Raw genomic sequence first — 19,872 nt, 5'->3', positions numbered from 1 at the left:
CGCAGGTCCGGGGCCTTCGGCCCACCAGCCGGCGATGATTTAATGCAACTATCTTTTTACGTAAAATATCTATGAAACCCGCAAAAGAAATTCGTGTTGGCAACATCATCATGGTTGATGAAAAGCCGTTCATCGTGCTGCGTTCCGACGTCAATGGCTCGAGCCGCACGGGCTTCACCTACAAGTGGAAGATGAAGAATCTTCTGACCAATGCACCGCTGGAAAACGTGTTCCGTGGCGATGACAAGTTCGACGTCGTCGTGCTGGACAAAAAGCCAGTGACCTACTCGTACTTCGCCGATCCGCTGTATGTCTTCATGGACGCCGATTACGAACAGTTCGAAATCGAAGAAGAGAACCTGGGCGACGCGCTGCACTACCTGAAAGACGGTATGGAATGCGAAGCCGTGTTCTATGACGGCAAGGCCATCTCGGTCGAACTGCCAACCACGATCGCACGCCAGATCGTGTACTCGGAGCCAGCAGTCAAGGGCAACACGTCGGGCAACGTCCTGAAAGAAGCCAAGATCGAAAACGCCATCGAAGGCAAGCAGCACACCGTGATGGTGCCGTTGTTCGTCAGCGGCGACGACATGATCGAAATCGATACCCGCACCAACGAGTACAAGAAAGTCGTGCGTAACTAAGCACGGGTTTCCCCATAAAAAAACGCTGCCTCGGCAGCGTTTTTTTATGGGCGGGGCAAACCAATTCGTACCACATCGGATGATGCGGTGACGTAGGGTGGACGGCTTTGCCGTCCACGCGTTCAATCAAGCCCATCGAACCATACGATTTAACACAGCGCCGGTTTGGTTTGAACGCGTGGACGGCGTAGCCGCCCACCCTACAGCGCCGTACCAAGCAACCCTACTTGCGGCGCAGCTGCGCCAGATCCCGCACCGCGCCGCGATCGGCCGACGTGGTCAGCGCCGCATAGGCCTGCAGTGCCTGCGAGACGTAACGCTCGCGCCCCAGCGGCAACCAGGCGTCCGCGCCCAGTGCGTCCATCGCCGCACGGCGGTGCGCCAGTTCCTCGGTCGTCACGCGCAGGTTGATGGTGCGCTCGGGGATGTCGATGTCGACCATGTCGCCTTCCTGCACCAGTCCGATTGCGCCGCCTTCGGCCGCTTCGGGCGACGCATGTCCGATCACCAGGCCCGACGAGCCACCCGAGAAACGGCCATCGGTAAACAATGCGCACGCTTTGCCCAGGCCCTTGGACTTGATGTACGAGGTCGGGTACAGCATCTCCTGCATGCCCGGTCCGCCTTTCGGGCCTTCGTAGCGAATGATGACGACGTCGCCAGCCGTGACGTTGTCGCCCAGGATCGCTTCGACCGCCGCGTCCTGGCTCTCGAACACGCGCGCCTTGCCCGAGAATTTGAGGATGCTTTCGTCCACGCCGGCCGTCTTCACGATGCAGCCTTTTTCGGCGATGTTGCCGTACAAGACTGCCAGGCCGCCATCCTTCGAATACGCGTGCTCGCGGTCGCGGATGCAGCCCATTGCGCGGTCGAGGTCGTTCTTTTCGTAGCGCTCGGCCTGCGAAAACGCCACCTGGGTCGGCACGCCGCCCGGTGCTGCGCGGAACCACTGGTGCACGGCTTCGTCGGTACTGACCGCGATGTCGTATTTTTCAATGGCCGCAGCCATCGTCGGGCTGTGGATCGTCGGCAGCGACGTGTCGAACAGGCCGGCGCGCGCCAGCTCGCCCAGGATCGAGAAGATGCCGCCGGCGCGGTGCACGTCTTCGATATGGTATTTGTCGGTCATCGGCGCCACCTTGCACAGGCAGGGCACCAGGCGCGAGATGCGGTCGATGTCGGCCATCGTGAAGTCGACTTCGGCTTCGTGCGCGGCGGCCAGCAGGTGCAGCACGGTGTTGGTCGAGCCACCCATCGACACGTCGAGCGCCATCGCGTTCTCGAACGCGGTCTTGGTCGCGATCGAGCGCGGCAGCACCGAGTAGTCGTCTTCCTCGTAGTGGCGCTTGGCGGTCTCGACGATCAGGCGGCCGGCGCGCAGGAACAGTTCCTTGCGGTCGGCATGGGTCGCGACGATCGTGCCGTTGCCCGGCAGCGCCAGGCCGAGCGCCTCGGTCAGGCAATTCATCGAGTTGGCCGTGAACATGCCCGAACACGAGCCGCAGGTCGGACAGGCCGAGCGCTCGATCTCGGCCACGTCGGCGTCCGACACGGAGGCGTCGCCAGCCTTGATCATCGCATCGATCAGGTCGAGCTTGATGACCTTGCGTTCGTTGTTCACGACCTTGATGACCTTGCCGGCTTCCATCGGACCGCCCGAGACGAACACGGTCGGAATGTTCAGGCGCATCGCGGCCATCAGCATGCCGGGTGTGATCTTGTCGCAGTTCGAGATGCAGACCATCGCGTCGGCGCAGTGCGCGTTGACCATGTATTCGACCGAGTCGGCAATCAGGTCGCGCGAAGGCAGCGAGTACAGCATGCCGCCGTGGCCCATCGCGATGCCGTCGTCGACGGCGATGGTATTGAATTCCTTGGCCACGCCGCCAGCCGCTTCGATCTCGCGTGCGACCAGCTGGCCCAGGTCTTTCAGGTGGACGTGGCCCGGCACGAACTGCGTGAACGAGTTGACCACGGCGATGATCGGCTTGTCGAAGTCGCCGTCTTTCATGCCTGTGGCGCGCCACAGGGCGCGGGCGCCTGCCATATTGCGACCCTGGGTCGTGGTGTGTGAACGGTAAGTCGGCATGGCAATCTCCCAGAATAATGCAAAAACAATGATTGGATCAGGGTGATGGCTGGCGCTGGATTTGTCCAATATATGATCGACGCGTCTGTGAGTCGTTTCACCTATCACAGCCCGGCAGTTCGCCTGTCACGTTGCTGCTATGCTATTGCTTGACCATTTGACGGAGTACACAGGCATGGAGCGCAGGGATTTTGTACGAATGGGTGTGGCCGGGACGGTATCCGGTTCGGTTGCCGGCACGAGCATGCTGGCACACGCCGCGCCATCGAAAACGGCGCCGGCCGCCATCCTCGAGGCCGGTGTCTACGCGCAGGGGCAGGCCATGCGCGCCGGCAAGCTGACGGCGCACGAGCTGGCCTCGCGTTACCTGGCCCGCATCGCGGCCATCGACCGCGCCGGCCCACGCCTGCGCTCGGTCATCGAAATCAATCCCGACGCGCTCGAGATCGCCCGCGAGCGTGACCGCGAACGCAAGGCCGGCAAGCTGCGCGGCCCGCTGCACGGCATTCCGGTCCTGTTGAAAGACAATATCGCTACCGCCGACAAGATGAGCACGACGGCAGGCTCGCTGGCGCTGGATGGCGTCAAGGCCCGGCGCGACGCCCACATCGTGGCCCGCCTGCGCAATGCCGGCGCTGTCATCCTCGGCAAGACCAATCTGTCGGAATGGGCGAACATGCGCTCGACCCGTTCGACCAGCGGCTGGAGCGGACGCGGCGGCCTGACCCGCAATCCGTATGCGCTCGACCGCAACACGAGCGGCTCGAGTTCCGGCTCGGCCTCGGCAATGGCAGCCAGTCTGGCCACGCTGGCCGTCGGCACGGAAACCGATGGCTCCATCGTCTCGCCCGCGTCAACCTGCGGCATCGTCGGCATCAAGCCGACCCTGGGCCTGGTCAGCCGCAGCGGCATCATTCCCATCGCGCATTCGCAGGACACGGCCGGGCCGATGACGCGCAGCGTCGCCGACGCGGCGCTGCTGCTGGGAGCACTGGCCGGCGCCGACCCGCAGGATGGCGCCACGGCGCGTGCCCCCGCCATCAATTATGCGAACGCGCTGCGCAAGGATGGCTTGCGCGGCAAGCGCATCGGTGTGGCGCGTGACTTTTTTGGCGGGCATGACGGTGTCAATGCGCTGATCGAGAAGGAACTGGGCGTGCTCAGGGCGCAGGGCGCGGTGCTGGTCGATGTCACGGTGCCCAATACCGACAAGTATGGCGCGTCCGAACTGACCGTGTTGCTGCACGAATTCCGGCCCGACCTCGAAGCGTGGCTGGCGACCTATGCGCCGCATGCGCCGGTCAAGACCATGGCCGACATCATTGCGTTCAACCTGCGCAATGCAGCGCGGGAGATGCCGTTCTTCGGTCAGGAACACCTGATCGCAGCGCAGGCGGCGGGCGGCCTGCAGGCGCGCGACTACGTGAAGGCACTGGCGAATAACCAGCGCTATTCGCGCGACAAGGGGATCGATCAGGTGCTGCGTGCCTACAAGCTCGACGCGCTGGTGGCGCCGACCGGCGGGCCGGCCTGGCTGACTGACACCGTCAACGGCGACCATTACGGCGCAAGTTTTTCATCGCCTGCAGCGGTGGCCGGCTATCCCCATATCACGGTGCCCGCAGGGTTTATCCACGGTTTGCCGGTCGGGCTGTCGTTCGTTGGCACGGCGTGGAGCGAGCCGGCGCTGATCGGGATGGCGTACGCCTACGAGCAGGCCAGCCGGCGCCGCCGCGCGCCGACCTACCGGGCGCGCGTCAGCGCGTAAATCACTAGCGGCGCGCCGCCCCCTTGGCCTGGCTGAAGACCGGGCCCCACAGCGGGTGGCCGTGTTCGCCGGGGCTCAGGTCGAAGCCCGGATCAAGCCGGAACGCGCCGTCGAACGTCTCGCGGCACAGCGCCTGGCGCCCGCTCACGCAATAGCTGAACGCCGTGTATTTGGCGGCCGACAGGCGTTCGCGAGGGGTGCCGGTTTTCATGTCGGCGCTCGTCAGGCGCCGGATCGCACCGTTGTAATCGCCGTCGTTGTACAGCGCGATGCCTTCGCGCAGTGCGACATCGCTGCGGTCGACCGTGCCGGCGGCAGGGCGGTTCGTGCGGTCTGCACGCTGGGCACGTTCAGCGCGCGGACGCGCGTCGTCAGCGCGGGGATGGGCGCGCGCGGCTTCCTTGCCGCCCAGTGCCGGGCCGAATTCGGCGCAGCCAGTCGCCATCACGGCGATCAGCGCCGCAGGCAGGTGTTTCATGAAACGGGTGCTCAAGGCGTTTTCTCCTCGGTGAAATCAAGTTCGATCGTGCTGCTCTGGCCTTCGACCGACTGCACGGTCACCGTGTGCTCGGGGAAGCCCGGGTTGACGATGCGGATCGTGTGCTCGCCCGGCGGCAGCGTGATGTGTTTGAGCGGCGGCGTGGCGCCGCGCTCGACGCCATCGACGACGATCGTCCCCCACGGCTGGATCAGGAGTTTATAGGTGGTGCCGGCGACAGCCGCTTCGGGCGGTGTGCCCTGCGGCGCCAGGCGCACGGCGGTCGGTGGTACGGCAACGTCGGGTTTGGCTGGCGGCGGGGTGGCAGTGGTCGCGCGCGGTGCGGTCTCGTCGATGACGGGGGCGTCGAGCCGTGGCGGTTCTTCGGCCAGCGTCACCAGCGGCGCGGGCGCGGCTGCCGGCACGGGCGCCTCGGGCGTCTCCGGCAGCGCCGACCTGTCTTTCATGCCGCTCAGGTCGGCCTGGCGCGTCAGTGCGAACAAGGCGGCCAGCGCGGCCAGGATCAGGAGGATGGCGCCGACGATCAGCGGCCAGCGTGTCTTGTTGCGCCGGGCAGCGACCGGCGTTGGCGCGGGCGCCATCGGCGTCGATGCATTGGCGGCGGCGCGCATCGGGAGCGGACCGGGGGCGGGGGGTGGCGCTGCCGGCGCTGGCTTTGGCACCGCTACTGGTTCAGGCGCGCGGACAGGTTCTGGCGTCGGCGGAGGGGCTGGCGTCGGTGCCGGCGTAGGCATTGGCAGCGGCACCACTGGCGCCACGGGCTCGTCATCGATCGGTGGCAGCGAGATGGCGGGCTTCGGCGCGATGACGGCAATGCCCAGCAGGCCGCGCATCTGCTCGATGGTTTGCGGCCGCACGGCGGGGTCGGGCGACAGGCAGCGGTCGAGCGCCGCGAGGAAGCTCTCGCTGTACTCGGTCAAGCCCAGCGTGCGCAACAGCGTGAGCGGTGCCAGTTCCTGCGAGATCGCGTAGTGCATCACGGCGGCCAGGTCGTACAGGTCGCGCGCTTCGTAGTCGGCCGGCACGGCAGTGTCGGGCAACTCGCTGTAGCCCGGCACCAGCATCGGGTCGCCGGCCTCGAGAATATGCAGGCTGTCGGGCGTGATGCGGCGGTGCGGCACGTTCATGCCGTACTGGACTTCGAGCGATTGCAGCACCTGACGGATGATGCGGCGGCACCATGGCTCGCTGACCATCTCGTGGTTGTACTCGACGATCTCGCGGACCGTGCGGCCGTCGAGTTGCTGCGGGGGCGTGCTGGGGTTCATGGCATCTTGCCGGTCGCCGCTTGCGCGGGCCGAACGAATGTTTATTTATTGCAAATAATGCCAGATTTGTGGGGAAGACGGTACCCCCAACTTAAGCGTGCGCGGCAGATGGGGTAGTAGATGCGCGGCAAGTACGCTGCCGCGCAACCGTTCAGGCGTCGAGAAAACGCATCTTGAACCAGCGGCCCTTGATGACGCCAAAGCCCGGTCCCGGCGCGTCGCCTTCGCCCAGGCGCTTGACGGCAGCCTGCGCCACGCTGCGCTCGAGTGCGACGTAGCTGTTGAATTCGCCGATATTGATCTTGCCGACCTGGTCTTTCGTCAGACCGGCGTCGCCCGTCAGCGCACCCAGCAGGTCGCCCGGACGCAGCTTGGCCTTCTTGCCGCCGGCGATCACCAGCGTGACCATTGGGGCCGGTGCGGCCGGTTCGGCGTCGTCGCCCAGCGCAGCCAGGCTTTCCCAGACGGCTGGCTGGTCCTGGTACTGCTCGATCAGGCCAACCCATTTTTTTTCGTTCGGCGCGCACAGGGTGTGCGCCATGCCGCTGCCGCCAGCACGGCCGGTGCGGCCGATGCGGTGCACGTGGACTTCGGGGTCTTTCGACACGTCCACATTGATCACGGTGTCCAGGTCGGCGATATCCAGGCCGCGCGCAGCGACGTCGGTGGCCACCAGCACCGAGCAGCTGCGGTTGGCGAACAGCACCAGGATTTCATCGCGTTCGCTCTGTTCGAGTTCGCCGTACAGCGCGCGCGCCGAAAAGCCTTGCGCCTGCAGTGCGTCAGCCAGTTCGCGGCAACGCGCCTTGGTGTTGCAGAAGGCCAGCGCCGACACGGGGCGATGATGGCGCAGCAGGCGGCCGACCGCATCTTCGCGGCCTTCGAAGCCGATCTCATAAAAACGCTGGTCGATCTGCTCGAAGCTGTGCTTGCCCTCAACCTTCACTTCCAGCGGATCGCGCAGGAAGCCTTGCGTGGCAAAGCGGATATCGTCCGGGTAGGTGGCCGAGAACAGCAGTGTCTGGCGATGCTTTGGCGTGGCCGACACGATGCCCGCGATCTCGTCGTAAAAGCCCATGTCGGTCATGCGGTCGGCTTCGTCCAGCACCAGCGTCTGCACGTTGGCCAGGTCGAGCGTCGCGCGGCCCAGGTGGTCGCGAATGCGGCCCGGCGTGCCGACGACGATGTGCGCGCCATGTTCGAGCGACGCAATTTGCGGCCGCATCGACACGCCGCCGGTCAGCGTCAGGATCTTGACGTTGCCCACGCCGCGCGCCAGCCGGCGCAGTTCGCCGGCGACCTGGTCGGCCAGTTCGCGCGTCGGGCACAGCACCAGGCCCTGGATCGCGAACCAGGCCGGATTGAGCTTGTGCAGAATGCCGATGCCGAACGCCGCGGTCTTGCCGCTGCCGGTCTTGGCCTGGGCGATCAGGTCACTGCCCGCCAGGACGGACGGCAGCGTTTCCGCCTGCACCTGCGTCATGTGGTCGTAACCAAGGGTGGTCAGGTTGGCGAGAAATTGCGGCGTGAGGGCCAGCGAGGTAAACGAATCGGATTGCATGGAAGCCTCCAGCCGGCAGGGCCGACGCTATTGGGGATCGGGCGCCCAGACCGGCAGGCCGGTCAGGTCGAGCTTGTCGTCGCGGCGCCAGACAGGCAGGCCGGAGTTGTCGGTTTCGTCGATCAGGCAGAGTTGTTCTTGCTTGAGCGAACCGCGGCGGGGACGAGGGCCGGTGCGTTTGGGTTCGGTGACCGTATCGAGCGGCGCTGCCGGCTCGAAACCAGGCAGGTCGAACGTTGCGTGGTCTTTCTTGTCTCTCATCCTCTGCCTTCGAGGTTGCATCTTGTTGCCATAGAAAACAAAAGCCCGGCTCTGTGAGTCGGGCTTTTGTATTGAATTGGTTGCGGGGACAGGATTTGAACCTGTGACCTTCGGGTTATGAGCCCGACGAGCTGCCAGACTGCTCCACCCCGCAGCGCAATTATAGCGCGCTGCGCAGCAATATGCAATGCGCGACGTGCAGAGGGGGTAAATCCCTCAAATGGCGCTGCTGCGCAGGCGCCACAGCGACGTGACTTCCTGCGAGCGCGCCGCGTGCAGCGGATCGTCGGCATCGGTCGCGCGCGGGTGCACGGGCCGCGTGTCGTGGCGCTCGATGACTTCCAGACCACCTGCCGCAATCCATCCAAGCAACTGATCGCGGCTGCGCAGGCCCAGGTGCTCGGCAAAGTCCGACATGATCAGCCAGCCTTCGCCACCGGCCTCCAGATGGGCACCGAGGTCCGCCAGGAACGCGCGCAGCATGCGGCTGTCCGGATCGTAGATCGCATACTCGATCGCCGAACTCGGCTTGCCCGGCAACCACGGTGGATTGCAGACAACCAGCGGCGCGCGGCCGTCCGGGAACAGGTCGGTCTGCGCGATCTCAACCTGCGCCGCCAGGCCCAGGCGCTCGATGTTTTCGCGCGCGCAGCCCAGCGCCCGCGGATCGACCTCGGTTGCCAGCACCTGCAGGCCGCGCCGCGCCAGCACGGCCGACAGCACACCGGTGCCAGCCCCGATGTCGAATGCGCGCCGGGCGCTGGCAGGCAGCGGCGCCTGCGCGACCAGTTCAACGTATTCGCCGCGCACGGGCGAGAACACGCCGTACCACGGGTGGATGCGGTCGCTCAGCGCCGGAATCATGACGCCCTTGCTGCGCCACTCATGGGCGCCGATCACGCCCAGCAGTTCGCGCAGCGAGGCGACATACGGCGCATCGACCGCGCCGTAGGCTTCCAGGCAAGCCTGTTGCGCATCGGGCGCGCGGCGCAGGGGGATGCTGTGATCGGCCTCGAACGGCAGCACCAGCATTGCCAGCGTGCGGGCGCGCTGCAACTGGGAGAGGCGATGGCGGTGGAAGGCTTCGAGTGGCGTGGGCACGGCCTTGCCGGCCTTGGCGCGGCGTGGGCGCTCGCCCTTGTGGTCGATCCGGCGCGCGAGCGCCTGCACCAGCTGGCGGGCGTTCTGAAAGTCGCCGCGCCACAGCAGCGCCGTGCCGTCGAGCGCCAGCCGGTAGGCGGCGTCGGCGCTCATCGTGTCGTCGGCCAGCACGACCTTCTTCGGCGCGGGCCAGCCGCTCTCCGAGCGCCAGACGGCCGAGCGTTCGACGCCGTCCTCGACCCATTCGATGCGTGCCATCGCTTGATCCCTATTAGTATTAGTGATGGTGGTTCCAGTTGCCGTCGCTCGAGGCAAGATAGGACGCAACGGCGTCGGCATTGCCGGTGGCGTGGCGCTTGACTTCACCGCAGCCGCAGATGCCCTGGTAAGGCTGGATGTGCGAGCAGGCGGAGACTTTTTGCAAGTAGACGGTGACTGGCTTGGTGCATTTTGCGCACTTGAACGTCAGGGTACGGGCTGGTTTCATGATCACGGAGCAGGTAGAGGAGAGGAGGGCGGCATTTTACACCGCCTGGCCCGGCGTCATTCGACCACCACCGCGCTGCTGCCGCCACCCGCCGGGCGCACCAGCACCTTGGTTGCGATGCGCTCGGTCATCTCCTGCACGTGCGAAATCACGCCCACCTTGCGGCCCAGTGACTGCAGCGCGTCCAGCGCGTCCATCGCCACGCCCAGCGTTTCGCTGTCGAGGCTGCCGAAGCCCTCGTCGATGAACAGCGACTCCACCCGCACCCGGTTCGATGACAGCGAAGCCAGCCCCAGCGCCAGCGCGAGCGACACCAGGAACGATTCGCCACCGGACAGCGAATTGACCGAGCGTACTTCGCCGCCCATGTCCTGGTCGCGCACCATCAACGCCAGCGACGGCATGCCCGCGTAGCTGACGCGCTCGAGGCGATAGCGTCTGGCCAGCTGCGCCAGGTGCGCATTCGCATAGCCAAGCAGCACGTCGAGCGTGAACTGCTGCGCGTAATTGCGGAATTTCTTGCCGTCGCTCGAACCGATCAGCTCCGACAGCTTGCCCCAGCGCTGCTCCTGCACCTGCTGCTGCTCGATCTCGCGCAGGCTCGACGCGGCGGCCACGCGCCGCTCGTCGTCCTGCATGACCCGCAGGCGTGCCGAGGTCGATGCTTCGATCGCCGCATGGCGCTCGGCCTGGATCGCGTCGAACGCCGCCGTGACGGCCTCGACCGGCTGGCCGTCCGGCGGGGCCGACGCCAGATGCGCCAGACGCTGGGCGCGCCGCTCGTTCAGGATGGCGGTGGCCTGGCCGACCTCGGTATCGATCGCATTCAAAGCCATGCGTTCCTGCGCCAGCCAGGCCGTGCCCACTTGCAGCAGGCGGGCCAGCGCATCCAGATTGGCGATGTCGTCCACGCCGTCGGGATCCTTGCGGTAGTCCTCCAGCCAGTCGGCCAGGGCGGTGGCCGCCGCCGCGCCGGCGCTGTCGAGTTGCGCCACGCGCTCGACCAGGCCCGCCAGTGCGGTGCGCGCCGTCGTTTCGCCCTGTGCCGCGTGCTGCGCCACCAGCTGGCGCGCCGCGAGTTGTTCACGCGCGCCGGTGACGGCGGCATTCAGTTCGCGCTCGACCTCGCGTGCCGGACGGCCGGCCCACAGCGCGGCGCGCGCCGTGCGTTTTTGTGTGAGCTCGGCGTCGATGCGTTCGAAGTCGAGTGCACTGCGCGCGCCGGCGGCGTCGATTTCGGCGATGCGCGTGGCCAGCGCCGTCGTTTCCACGTCCAGTGTGGCAATCGTGGCAGTAGCGCGGGCCAGCGCGTCGGTCTGGTCACGCCACGCGGCGGCTTCGTGCCCGCGCGCCCCGCGCCAGGTGGCCGGATCGCGGCGCCATGCTGCTTGCCAGCCATCGCCATGCGCGTCGGCCAGCGGGCCGTCGAGTTCGGCCAGCAGCGCGGTCAGTTGCGCGCTCGCTGCCTCGTGGCGCAGCGTGTGGGTCTTGAGCGCGGCTTGCAACCCGGCTGCCGCTTCGCGCTCGGCTTCTGCTGCCGAGCGCAGGCGGGCCAGGTCGGACTGGGCGGCGTCGACGTCGTGCTGGGCCGCGTCGCGGGCAACGGCGGCGGCGCGCCACTGTTGTTCTTGCCGGGCCAATGCGTCCAACGCGTCGCGCAGCGCGCTGCGCTGGGCAGCGAACCAGTCGGCGCGTTCGGCGGCCGGCGGCGCGGCCGCCGCCAGCGGGTCGGCGTGCCAGGCTTGTTCGAGGCTGGCGACGCGCTCGCTCAGCGTGCTGCGCTCGTGCGCCAGCGCCGCCAACCGCTCGTGCGCCGCGCCGGCTGCCGCCGCATTCTGCGCCTGCAGCGCGTTGTTGCCGCGCACGCGCAGGCGGCAGCCGTCGACTTCGGCGCGCAGGCTGGTGAGCATGTTTCTCAACGGTGCAGCCTGATGGGCATATGGATGCTCGTGCGCGCCGCAGACGGGGCAGGGCGCGTCGTCGTCCAGATTCGCACGCAACTGTTCGACATCTGCCGCGCATGCGAGTTCCGCTGCCGCCAGCGAGCGTTCGGCCTGCGTCATGGCCGCTTCCAGCGCTGGCGCGCCAGCGCGTACCTCGGCCAGTCCCTGTTCGGCGCCTGAGCGCGCTGTCTCCACGCGATCGATGTCGCGCGCGAGGCTGGTCAGCGTAGCGTGCGCGGCCGCCAGGTCATTCCAGGTGCGCTCGGCCTGCGTCAGGCGTTCGCGGCGCACATCGAGAGCCTGGCGTTCGGCGCCGATGGCGTCGGCATCGACACCGGCCAGCGCGGCCATCGCCGCGCGGCGCGTCGTCTCCAGCGCATCGAGGCGCTCGGTGCTGGCCGCGAGCGCGCTCGTGGCTTGCGCTTCGCGCCCGGCAGCGCCCAGTGCCTGGGTCTGGATGGTCTCGGCCGCCGTCTGGTTGGCGGCCAGCGTGGCAAGCGTGTCTTCGCCCTGGCGCAGCAATCGTTCCCATTGGCCCCAGGCACCGGCCACCGCGTCGAGGCGCGACCGGGCTGCCAGCCAGGCGGCAGCGTTATCGCGGGCTTGCTGCGCACGTGCCAGTGCAGTCGATTTGGCCGCGTGCTGCTCGCGGGCCTGGCGCGCCTGCATGCGCGTGGCGTCGAGCGCCGACTGCGCCTGCACGTGGTTTGGCGCCAATGTCGCCAGCGCCGCATCGAGGGCCTTGGCGTCATCCAGTTGCGGCGTTGCTGTACGCAGTGCTGCTTCGGCGGCATCCAGCTGCGCGGTGGCTGCGTCGGTCTCGGCCACGCTGCTGCGTCGCACCTCGAGCGCTGCCGCCAGCTGGGCCTGCGTCGTCTCGATGGCGGAATGGGCTTGCCGACGCTCGGCTTCAAGGCGCTGCACCTCCATGCTCAAGGGTCGCGCCGCCTGCACCGCGTCGAGGGTGGCCAGGCGCTGGCGCCGCTCGCCGGCATCCGCGCGCTGCGCGTTGGCCGCCGCCAGTGCCTGTTCGGCCTGCGCTTCACCGCGCGTGAGCTTGTCCAGTTCCTGGTGCCAGCGCAGTTGTCCCTCGAGCAGGGCGTGGCGATCGTCCAGCGCTTGCCGGGCCAGGTCGGCGTTCGTGCGTTCGGTGTCCAGCAGCGCGCGGTCTTCCGGCGACAGCGGGGCCGCATTGGCCAGTTTCGATTGCAGCACCTGGGTGCGGACCTGTTCGGCTTTGTAGCGCTCGAACGCCCGGCGCGAAATGTCGCTGTAGATCGTCGTGCCGGTGAGCGTTTCGAGCAGTTCGCCACGCTCGTTCTCGTCGGTTTTGAGGAATGCCGAGAATTCGTTCTGGGCCAGCAGTACGGCGCGCGTGAACTGTTCGAACGACAGGCCGATGCGTTGCACGATCTCTGCCGCGGCTTCCGTATTGGTGCCGCCGACCGGGATCAGTTCGGGCAGCCGGTTCAGCGAAATCTTGACTGGTTGCAGCGCGCCGTTGGGCTTGTTGCGCGAACGCCGCACGGCCCAGCGGGCGCGGTAACGCCGGTCGTCGCTCCCCACAAAGTCGACCTCGGCCCAGCCTTCGGCGGCGCCCCGGCGCAGCAGCGTGCGGGCATCCTGGGCGGTGACGGTTTCTTCGCCCACATCGGGCAGGCGCGTGCTCGAGCGCTTCAGCAGCCGTGGCGTGTCGCCATACAGCGCGAGGCACAGTGCGTCGAGCAGGGTGCTCTTGCCGGCGCCGGTTGGGCCGCTGATGGCAAACAGGCCGGCGGAGGCAAGCGGCTCGGATTCGAAATCGATGGCGAATTCGCCCGCCAGCGAAGCGAGGTTCTTGCCGCTGATACGCAGGATCTTCATCGCGGCTCACCTTCTACCGCGTGGAACAGTTCGGCAAACGACGCGATCTGCTCGGGCGGGGCCTCGGCGCCGTATTTCTGTAGCCACAGGCGGCGGAACACATCGTCCGGCTGTAGCTGCGCCAGTTGATCCAGGCTCAGCGCGAGTTCGGTGTCGTCGGTGACCACGTGCTTGCGGGTCGGTTCGATCTTGGCCAGACGCACTGGCCTGCCGGCCAGTACCGCCTCGATGCGCGCGCGCAGACCGGGTTCCGGCCCGTCGAGCAGCACCCTGACTTCGAGAAAGGGCCAGGCATGCTGCGGCAGGTCGGGATCGAGTTCGAGCGCCTCGAGCGCCGCGAGTGCCTCGTCGAGCGGCGCAGGTTTGGCCGGCACCCGCAGCAAGGCCACCGCGCGGGGCACGAACAGCGGCGTGACCTCCGCGGCATGATCGCCCTCCAGGTCGATCCGCAGCACTTGATGCTGGTAATTGACTTCGGAAAACGACAACGGCAGCGGACTGCCGCTGTAGCGCACGTTCTCGCGCCCGCCGACCTTCTGGGCCAGGTGCAGGTGGCCAAGTGCTGCGTAGGCGATGCCCGGATCGAACATGCTGCTTGGCAGCGCCTCGGTGCCGCCGATGACGATGCGGCGTTCGGAGTCGAGCGACGCCTGGCCATCGACCATATGGCAGTGGCCCATGGCGATGATGGCCTGGCCCTCCGTGGCGCGGGACCGCGCCAGCGCATACGCCTGGCGGTACAGCAGGGTGGTGCCCTGCAGATAAGGATCGAGCCCTGGCGCATCGCTGGCCCCATCGCCCGCCGCGGCGCGCAGGCGCGGGACGTCGCCAGGACGCAGGAACGGCACGGCCAGGCACCAGGCGGCAACCTTGCCGGCACGGTCATGCAGCGGCACCAGCAGCCGGTCGAGGTCGACCTCGCCATCGCTGCTGCGCAGCACGTTGCCCACGACAATCGTGCCATAGGCCTCAAGCAGCGGCGTGGGGGCTTCCAGCCGGCCGGCGGAATCGTGGTTACCCGCGATGACCACCACCTGCAGATGGGGTACGCGGCTGCGCGCCTGCTGCAGAAAGCGATACAGCTGGCGATGTGCTGCCGACGATGGATTGGCGTTATCGAAAATATCGCCGGCGATCAGCAGCACGTCGATGCGCTCCGCGTCCAGCGTGTCGACCAGCCAGTCGAGGAAGCGCTGGTGTTCGTGGATCCGGTCGAAATTGTGCAGGGTCTGGCCAAGATGCCAGTCGGAGGTGTGCAGCAGCCGCATGGGGAGTTCTACCGTTGGGAAAGCCGAAATCGGGGCCTACTATAACGCAGCCGGCGACCCGTCGTGGCGCGCCGTGCAATACCATCTCGCAAGCATGTTGTGTGGGGAAATTCGTCGTGCCTGACCCCGCTCTTGTTGTCAAATCGCATTTGACGAACATCAAACCTGGCCAGGACTGTGTCTCTACACTAGCTAGTTCTTGTCGCCGGCTACTACTACAAAATCCATCGCCGGCTACCCCGATACCCGCATCCCCAGCCGATCCGGCATGGCCTCGCCATGCGCGCTGGCGGCGCATTGAGAGGAGACATCATGCTTACTTCCACCTACACGCTGGTGGCGCTATCCGTCGAACAGGCCCGGGCGCGCGTCGATTTGCAGGCGCTGCTCGAGCGCTGGCGGCCCGCCGCCTGGTGGGGCGAGCCGCCAGCGGCGCACCAGTATCAAGCGGCCTGTGACGCGCTGCGCCAGGTCAGCGACGCGTGCCACTGGCGCAAGCTCGACAAATTCGTGTTGCCGGCGCTGCGCCGGCGTGGCGCCGATGCCGGCGCGCTGCTGGCCGAACTCGATGCGCTGAGCCGGCGCGCGCACGCGGCGCGCATGGCGGCTCAGGCCGCCGCTGCCGAAGGCGATCCCGGCTGCCTGGCGGCGCTGGAGGCATGCTGCGAACTGCTGCTCGAGCGCATCGAACGCGAAGAGCGCGAGTTGCTGCCGCTGGCGCGCACGCTGATTCCCGGCGACCACTGGTTCACGATTGCCAACCAGATGCTGGCCCACGACTCGGTGCAGAACGAACAGCGCGACACGGGGCGCGGCGTGGTGCGCGCCAGGTTTCCCGCAGAAGTTTCAACAAGGAAATCGTCCGCCTTGCCGCCCGTCGTGCCCATCGTGAATTAGCCGCTGCAGCAGGGCGTGCGCGCCGGTTGACGCCATGTTCTTTGCTATGATGGCAGTTTTAGCGGTGCGAATTTCCTATGTTCGATTTTCTCTTCAAGCGGCAGGGCAGCAAGCCGGCCGCGTCCGGCGAGCAACAGGGCGCCGTCAAGCCGGCCCCGGCAAAATCGGGTGCAGCCCAGCCCGCCGTTAGCAAGACCGCTGGCAAGGCCGGTAGCAAAGCCAATAACAAGGCCAAGGCGGCAGCAGCCGCAGCAGCAGAGCAGGCGGCAAACCATGCCGCGGCGCAGGCAGCCGAGGCGCGCGCCGCCGTGGCCAGCGCCCGTGAGCGTCAGGCCGCGCAGCTCAAGGCGCTCGGCAACGACGAAGCAGCCGCCGCCGAGTTCATCCTGCAATCCCCATTTTCCGAATTGCGTCTGGCCGCCGCTGAGCTGCTCCATGGCCGCGAGCACCTCGAGCGCGTGTACGGCGCGATGCGCAATGTCGACCGCCGCGTTGCCAAGCTCGTGCATGGCCGGCTCGACGCGATCCGCCACCACGAAGCCGAACTGCGCCGTGGTGAAGACACGCTGGCGCAGGCGCGCGCCATGCTGGGGGATGTGTTGCTGACGCCGAACCACGTTGGCGAACTCGACCGCAAATGGTCGGTCATCCGCGCGCCAGAGCTCGCTGCCGACTTCGAGGCCGTGCGCGCCCAGCTTGGCGCGCGTCTTGAAGCGCAGGTGCAGTTGCAGCGCGCCATGATCGATCGCCTGACGGCGTTGCGCCAGCTCGACGGGCAGGGGCTGGACGCCGCCGCGCTCGGCGAGGCGCTGGCCCGCCTGCAGCAGGAGCAGGCAGCGGCACTGGCCGACCCTGGCCACCCATCGCTGCCGCGTGCGCTGGTCGGGGAGGTGAGCAATGAACTGGCGCGCCTGACGGCCAGCCTGGCCACCGCCGAGAAGGATGCCGCAGCGCTGGCTGCCCGTGACGCGGCCCTGGCCGCATGGGCGGCGCAGCCGCAAGAAGAATTGACGCCGGATACCCTGCGCCGCGAATGGCAGCGCCTGCCGGCCATGCCCGTCAACGCCGCCGCCTCTGAAGCGCTGCAAGCGCGCTTCGACGCCTTGCTCGCGTCGTTCTCGCAAGCGATCCGCAAGCCGAAAGCGGTCCCGGTTGCAGCACAAGCAGGCGCACCAGCCGATAGCGGCGCCGCGCCCGCCAAAGACAAGGGCGCCGACCAGGCCTTCCTCGACCAGTTAGAGGCGCTCGAAGCCGCCCTGCAGCAGGGCTCGCTTGGGACCGCCGCAGAAATCGACAAATCGCTGAAGGACGCCAAGGACAAGGGCATGCGCCTGACGGGCGCCCAGCTCGAGCACCTGACCCATCTGCGTGCCGACCTGAAACGCTTGTCGGACTGGGCGCGCTGGGGCGGCAATGTGTCGCGCGAAGAATTGATCAAGACAGTGGAGACGCTGGCCACGCAGAACCTGGCGATGGGCGAACTGGCCAAGAAGGTCGGCAGCATGCGCGAGCGCTGGAAGGCGCTCGACACCTTGTCCGGCCCGGCACCGCGCAGCCTGTGGGAGCGCTTCGACGCCGCCTGCAGCGCTGCCTACGCGCCGGCCGCCGCGCATTTCCGTCAGTTGGCTGACGAGCGTCATGCGAATGCCGCGCGCGGCCAGGCGCTGGTCGATGAAGCCCAGGCCGAGATCGCCAACCTGCAGCAGGACAATGCCGACTGGAAGCATGTGTCGGCCACCGTCCAGCGCCTGCGTACGGCCTGGAGCCATCTGGGCGCGGTCGACCGCAAGGAAAAGAAACGTCTCGACGGTTTGTTCTCCGAGGCACTGACGACGCTGCAGCGGCCGCTGGAAAACCAGCGCAAGGTCGAAGTCGCCGTGCGGGAACAACTGATCGAAGAAGTCCACAAGCTCGACCCGAACGAACGGCATGCCGTCGACATGTTGCGCGAGTTGCAGAGCCGCTGGCAAGAGCATGCGCGCGCGCTGCCACTCGAACGCAAGGCCGAGCAAGCGCTGTGGCAGCGTTTCCGCGCTGCCTGTGATGCGCTGTTCGCGGCCCGCAAGGAGCATGCGCACGCGGCCGACAGCGAACGCCGCACCCACGAGGCGGCCAAGGAAGCGCTGTGCGCCCGCCTCGAAGCAGCCGCAGGTGATGCGACACCGTCCAATGTGGCGAGAATGCTGCGCGAAGCGGCCGCCGAATGGCAGGCGATCGGCCCGGTACCGCGCGCCCACGAGGCGCGTATCGAGGGGCGTTACCAGGCCGCCGTGGCTCAGGTGCAGGGGCAGGTGGCCGAGGTGCGGCGCGCCGCCGACACGGTCCTGGCCGGCGTCGTGCGCGACAAGCTGCGCCTGATCCAGGCGCTCGAAACAGCAATCGCCGATCCGGACAGCAATGCCGGCACCCACACGCAGGGTGACGACTGGCGTGCCCGCTGGGCGGCACTGGCCCCGGTCGATGGGGGTTACGAGCCGATCCTGCAGAAGCGCTTCGACGCGGCGCTGGCGGCGCTCGAAGGCGATCGCGCCGCGTATGCGCGCCAGCTCCAGGAAAACCGGCCGCGCCTGTTGAACGATCTGCTGCGCCTGGAGATCGCTGCTGGCATCGACAGCGGCGCCGAATTCGCCCGGGACCGCCTGCGCCTGCAGGTCGAGGTGCTGCAAAGCTCCCTCAAGTCGGGCCAGAAGCCGGGCGGCAATACGGCCGAGCTGCGCGCGCTGCTGGCGCTGCCGGCCTTGGCCGACGTGCGCACTGAAACACGCATCGAATGCCTGATGCTGCGTCAGCCGAAGGAGGCGTCATGAACAATGTCCGTGTGCAAACCGGCGACTTCGACCTCGGCCTCGAGGTCGCGCGCCTGCGCGAGGGCGACGCCCGGGTCGGCGCTGTCGTGGCATTCGTCGGCACTGTGCGCGACCTGAACGACGGCGCGCAGGTCGCGGCGATGGAACTCGAGCACTATCCCGGCATGACCGAGAAGGCGCTCGACGACATCGCCGCCCAGGCCGCGGCGCGCTGGCCGCTGTTCGCTACCCTGGTCATCCACCGCGTGGGGCCGCTGCTGCCGCTCGATCAGATTGTGCTCGTGGCCGTCACCGCCGCGCACCGGGGCGATGCGTTCGCGGCCTGCGAATTCATCATGGATTACCTGAAGACGGAAGCGCCGTTCTGGAAGAAGGAAGACACGCCGGACGGCGCGCGCTGGGTCGATGCGCGCGTGACGGACGATACAGCGCGGGCGCGGTGGCAAGCCCGCTGAATTTTCTCGCTGTCGGGCTCGGCGCCGCCATCGGCGCCTGGCTGCGCTGGGGCCTGGGCCTGTGGCTGGGCAGCCTGCACGGCTTTGTCCAGATCGGCACGCTGGCGGCCAACCTGCTCGGTGGCTTCCTGATCGGCTGCGCGCTCGCGTTCTTTGCCGATCAGCCCGGACTGGCGCCGCACTGGCGCCTGTTCATCATTACCGGCTTCCTCGGTGGCTTGACGACCTTCTCCAGTTTTAGTGGCGAATCGATGACGCTGCTGCAGCGCGGCGATATTGGCTGGGCGCTGGCCCACACGGCCTTGCACCTGATCGGCTCGCTGCTGTGCTGCATGGCCGGTTTTGCCCTGCTGCGTACCCTGCGCGGGTAAAGTCGGCGAAGCAGGGCGGGTTTGCCTGACAACGCACAATTTGCCCGGTTGAAGCATGCTAGAGTTTCCGTCCAGCAAATACATACGGGGCTCGATCATGCATACTCATTACCGGCCGACCGCGGCCTTCGTCGGTGCCTCCTGGGGCGCACTCATCATCGGCATGGCCGCCTATCTGATTGGCCTCTGGAACGCGCAGATGCAGCTGAACGAGAAAGGTTATTACCTCGTGCTGCTGCTGTACGGCCTGTTCGCCGCGATTTCCCTGCAAAAAACAGTGCGTGATCGTGCAGAAGGCTTGCCCGTCACGGGACTGTATGTGTCGCTGTGCTGGTTCTCGCTGATGGCAGCGATCGGGCTGCTGGGCATCGGCCTTATCAACGCCACACTGGCGCTGAGCGAAAAAGGCTTTTATGCGATGTCGTTTGCGCTGTCATTGTTTGCCGTGGTTGCCGTGCAAAAGAACGTGCGCGATCTGCAGGCGGCCGGGCCGGCACCCGAATCCAGATTGTCTGACAGCTAACTTCTTTTTTCTTTGTAGGTGTTTTTCTTACGTGTGGCCCGACGGGGTGCTTGAAAAGCATCCC

16 protein-coding genes and 1 tRNA gene are annotated in these 19,872 nt (G+C 67.0%); 7 read left to right on the top strand and 10 right to left on the bottom strand.

The genetic code is table 11. From position 1 onward, the window contains the following. Positions 1-71 precede the first annotated feature (71 nt). Complete coding sequence (locus AC56LW_RS00915; RefSeq protein WP_183558142.1) at positions 72-647, top strand: elongation factor P; 576 nt, start codon at positions 72-74, stop codon at positions 645-647. Between the two features lie 223 nt (positions 648-870). On the opposite strand, the gene ilvD is transcribed toward AC56LW_RS00915, so the two are convergent. Then, positions 871-2,736 (bottom strand): dihydroxy-acid dehydratase, encoded by a 1,866-nt coding sequence (gene ilvD / locus AC56LW_RS00910; protein ID WP_499630743.1) that lies wholly within the window; start codon positions 2,734-2,736, stop codon positions 871-873. Between the two features lie 175 nt (positions 2,737-2,911). Between ilvD and AC56LW_RS00905 the strand changes: the two genes are divergently transcribed. Continuing rightward, a complete protein-coding gene (locus AC56LW_RS00905; RefSeq protein WP_499630740.1) occupies positions 2,912-4,504 on the top strand; it encodes an amidase in 1,593 nt (530 codons plus the stop codon). A 4-nt stretch (positions 4,505-4,508) separates the two neighbouring features. Here the strand turns inward: AC56LW_RS00905 and AC56LW_RS00900 are convergent, their stop codons facing one another. The 9 genes from AC56LW_RS00900 to AC56LW_RS00860 form a co-directional block, all read right to left on the bottom strand. Continuing rightward, the gene (locus tag AC56LW_RS00900) at positions 4,509-4,982 is read right to left on the bottom strand and encodes a TssQ family T6SS-associated lipoprotein (RefSeq protein WP_499630737.1); all 474 of its coding nucleotides are present in this window, start codon (positions 4,980-4,982) and stop codon (positions 4,509-4,511) included. An 11-nt stretch (positions 4,983-4,993) separates the two neighbouring features. Further along, positions 4,994-6,271, bottom strand: a complete 1,278-nt coding sequence (locus tag AC56LW_RS00895; RefSeq protein WP_499630734.1) for a PEGA domain-containing protein — start codon at positions 6,269-6,271, stop codon at positions 4,994-4,996. A gap of 151 nt (positions 6,272-6,422) precedes the next feature. After that, positions 6,423-7,832, bottom strand: a complete 1,410-nt coding sequence (dbpA, locus tag AC56LW_RS00890) for an ATP-dependent RNA helicase DbpA (RefSeq protein ID WP_258834760.1) — start codon at positions 7,830-7,832, stop codon at positions 6,423-6,425. Positions 7,833-7,859: 27 nt separating this feature from the next. Beyond that, positions 7,860-8,093 (bottom strand): hypothetical protein, encoded by a 234-nt coding sequence (locus AC56LW_RS00885; protein WP_332530905.1) that lies wholly within the window; start codon positions 8,091-8,093, stop codon positions 7,860-7,862. A 77-nt stretch (positions 8,094-8,170) separates the two neighbouring features. Then, positions 8,171-8,247 (bottom strand) — tRNA-Met (locus AC56LW_RS00880). Between the two features lie 62 nt (positions 8,248-8,309). Continuing rightward, entirely contained in the window at positions 8,310-9,452 is a 1,143-nt protein-coding gene (locus AC56LW_RS00875; protein WP_499630731.1) for a methyltransferase, read from the bottom strand. Between the two features lie 19 nt (positions 9,453-9,471). Then, positions 9,472-9,681: a hypothetical protein gene (locus tag AC56LW_RS00870; RefSeq protein WP_183558170.1), complete on the bottom strand. Its 210-nt coding sequence runs from the start codon at positions 9,679-9,681 to the stop codon at positions 9,472-9,474. A gap of 56 nt (positions 9,682-9,737) precedes the next feature. Then, positions 9,738-13,487, bottom strand: a complete 3,750-nt coding sequence (locus AC56LW_RS00865) for an AAA family ATPase (RefSeq protein WP_499630728.1) — start codon at positions 13,485-13,487, stop codon at positions 9,738-9,740. Then, a complete protein-coding gene (locus tag AC56LW_RS00860) occupies positions 13,484-14,755 on the bottom strand; it encodes an exonuclease SbcCD subunit D C-terminal domain-containing protein (RefSeq protein ID WP_499630725.1) in 1,272 nt (423 codons plus the stop codon). Before AC56LW_RS00860 ends, AC56LW_RS00865 begins: the two co-directional genes overlap by 4 nt. 312 nt (positions 14,756-15,067) lie before the next feature. Here AC56LW_RS00860 and AC56LW_RS00855 point away from each other — a divergent pair, with 312 nt between their 5' ends. The 5 genes from AC56LW_RS00855 to yiaA all read left to right on the top strand — a co-directional run bounded on the left by AC56LW_RS00855 (position 15,068) and on the right by yiaA (position 19,808). Beyond that, positions 15,068-15,652, top strand: a complete 585-nt coding sequence (locus AC56LW_RS00855; RefSeq protein ID WP_499630722.1) for a hypothetical protein — start codon at positions 15,068-15,070, stop codon at positions 15,650-15,652. A gap of 77 nt (positions 15,653-15,729) precedes the next feature. Next, positions 15,730-18,459, top strand: coding sequence for a DUF349 domain-containing protein (locus tag AC56LW_RS00850; protein WP_499630719.1), 2,730 nt, complete (start codon positions 15,730-15,732; stop codon positions 18,457-18,459). Further along, a complete protein-coding gene (gene moaE, locus AC56LW_RS00845) occupies positions 18,456-18,914 on the top strand; it encodes a molybdopterin synthase catalytic subunit MoaE (protein ID WP_183558183.1) in 459 nt (152 codons plus the stop codon). The genes AC56LW_RS00850 and moaE overlap by 4 nt, the downstream gene beginning before the upstream one ends. Continuing rightward, positions 18,899-19,285, top strand: coding sequence for a fluoride efflux transporter CrcB (gene crcB / locus AC56LW_RS00840; RefSeq protein WP_332530899.1), 387 nt, complete (start codon positions 18,899-18,901; stop codon positions 19,283-19,285). The genes moaE and crcB overlap by 16 nt, the downstream gene beginning before the upstream one ends. 97 nt (positions 19,286-19,382) lie before the next feature. Further along, positions 19,383-19,808, top strand: a complete 426-nt coding sequence (gene yiaA / locus AC56LW_RS00835) for an inner membrane protein YiaA (RefSeq protein ID WP_499630716.1) — start codon at positions 19,383-19,385, stop codon at positions 19,806-19,808. Positions 19,809-19,872 lie beyond the last annotated feature (64 nt).

This window comes from Telluria sp. LT2P80 (assembly GCF_059685955.1).
Note: the sequence above shows the minus strand (reverse complement) of the source record. Positions and strands in the feature narration are given on the sequence as shown.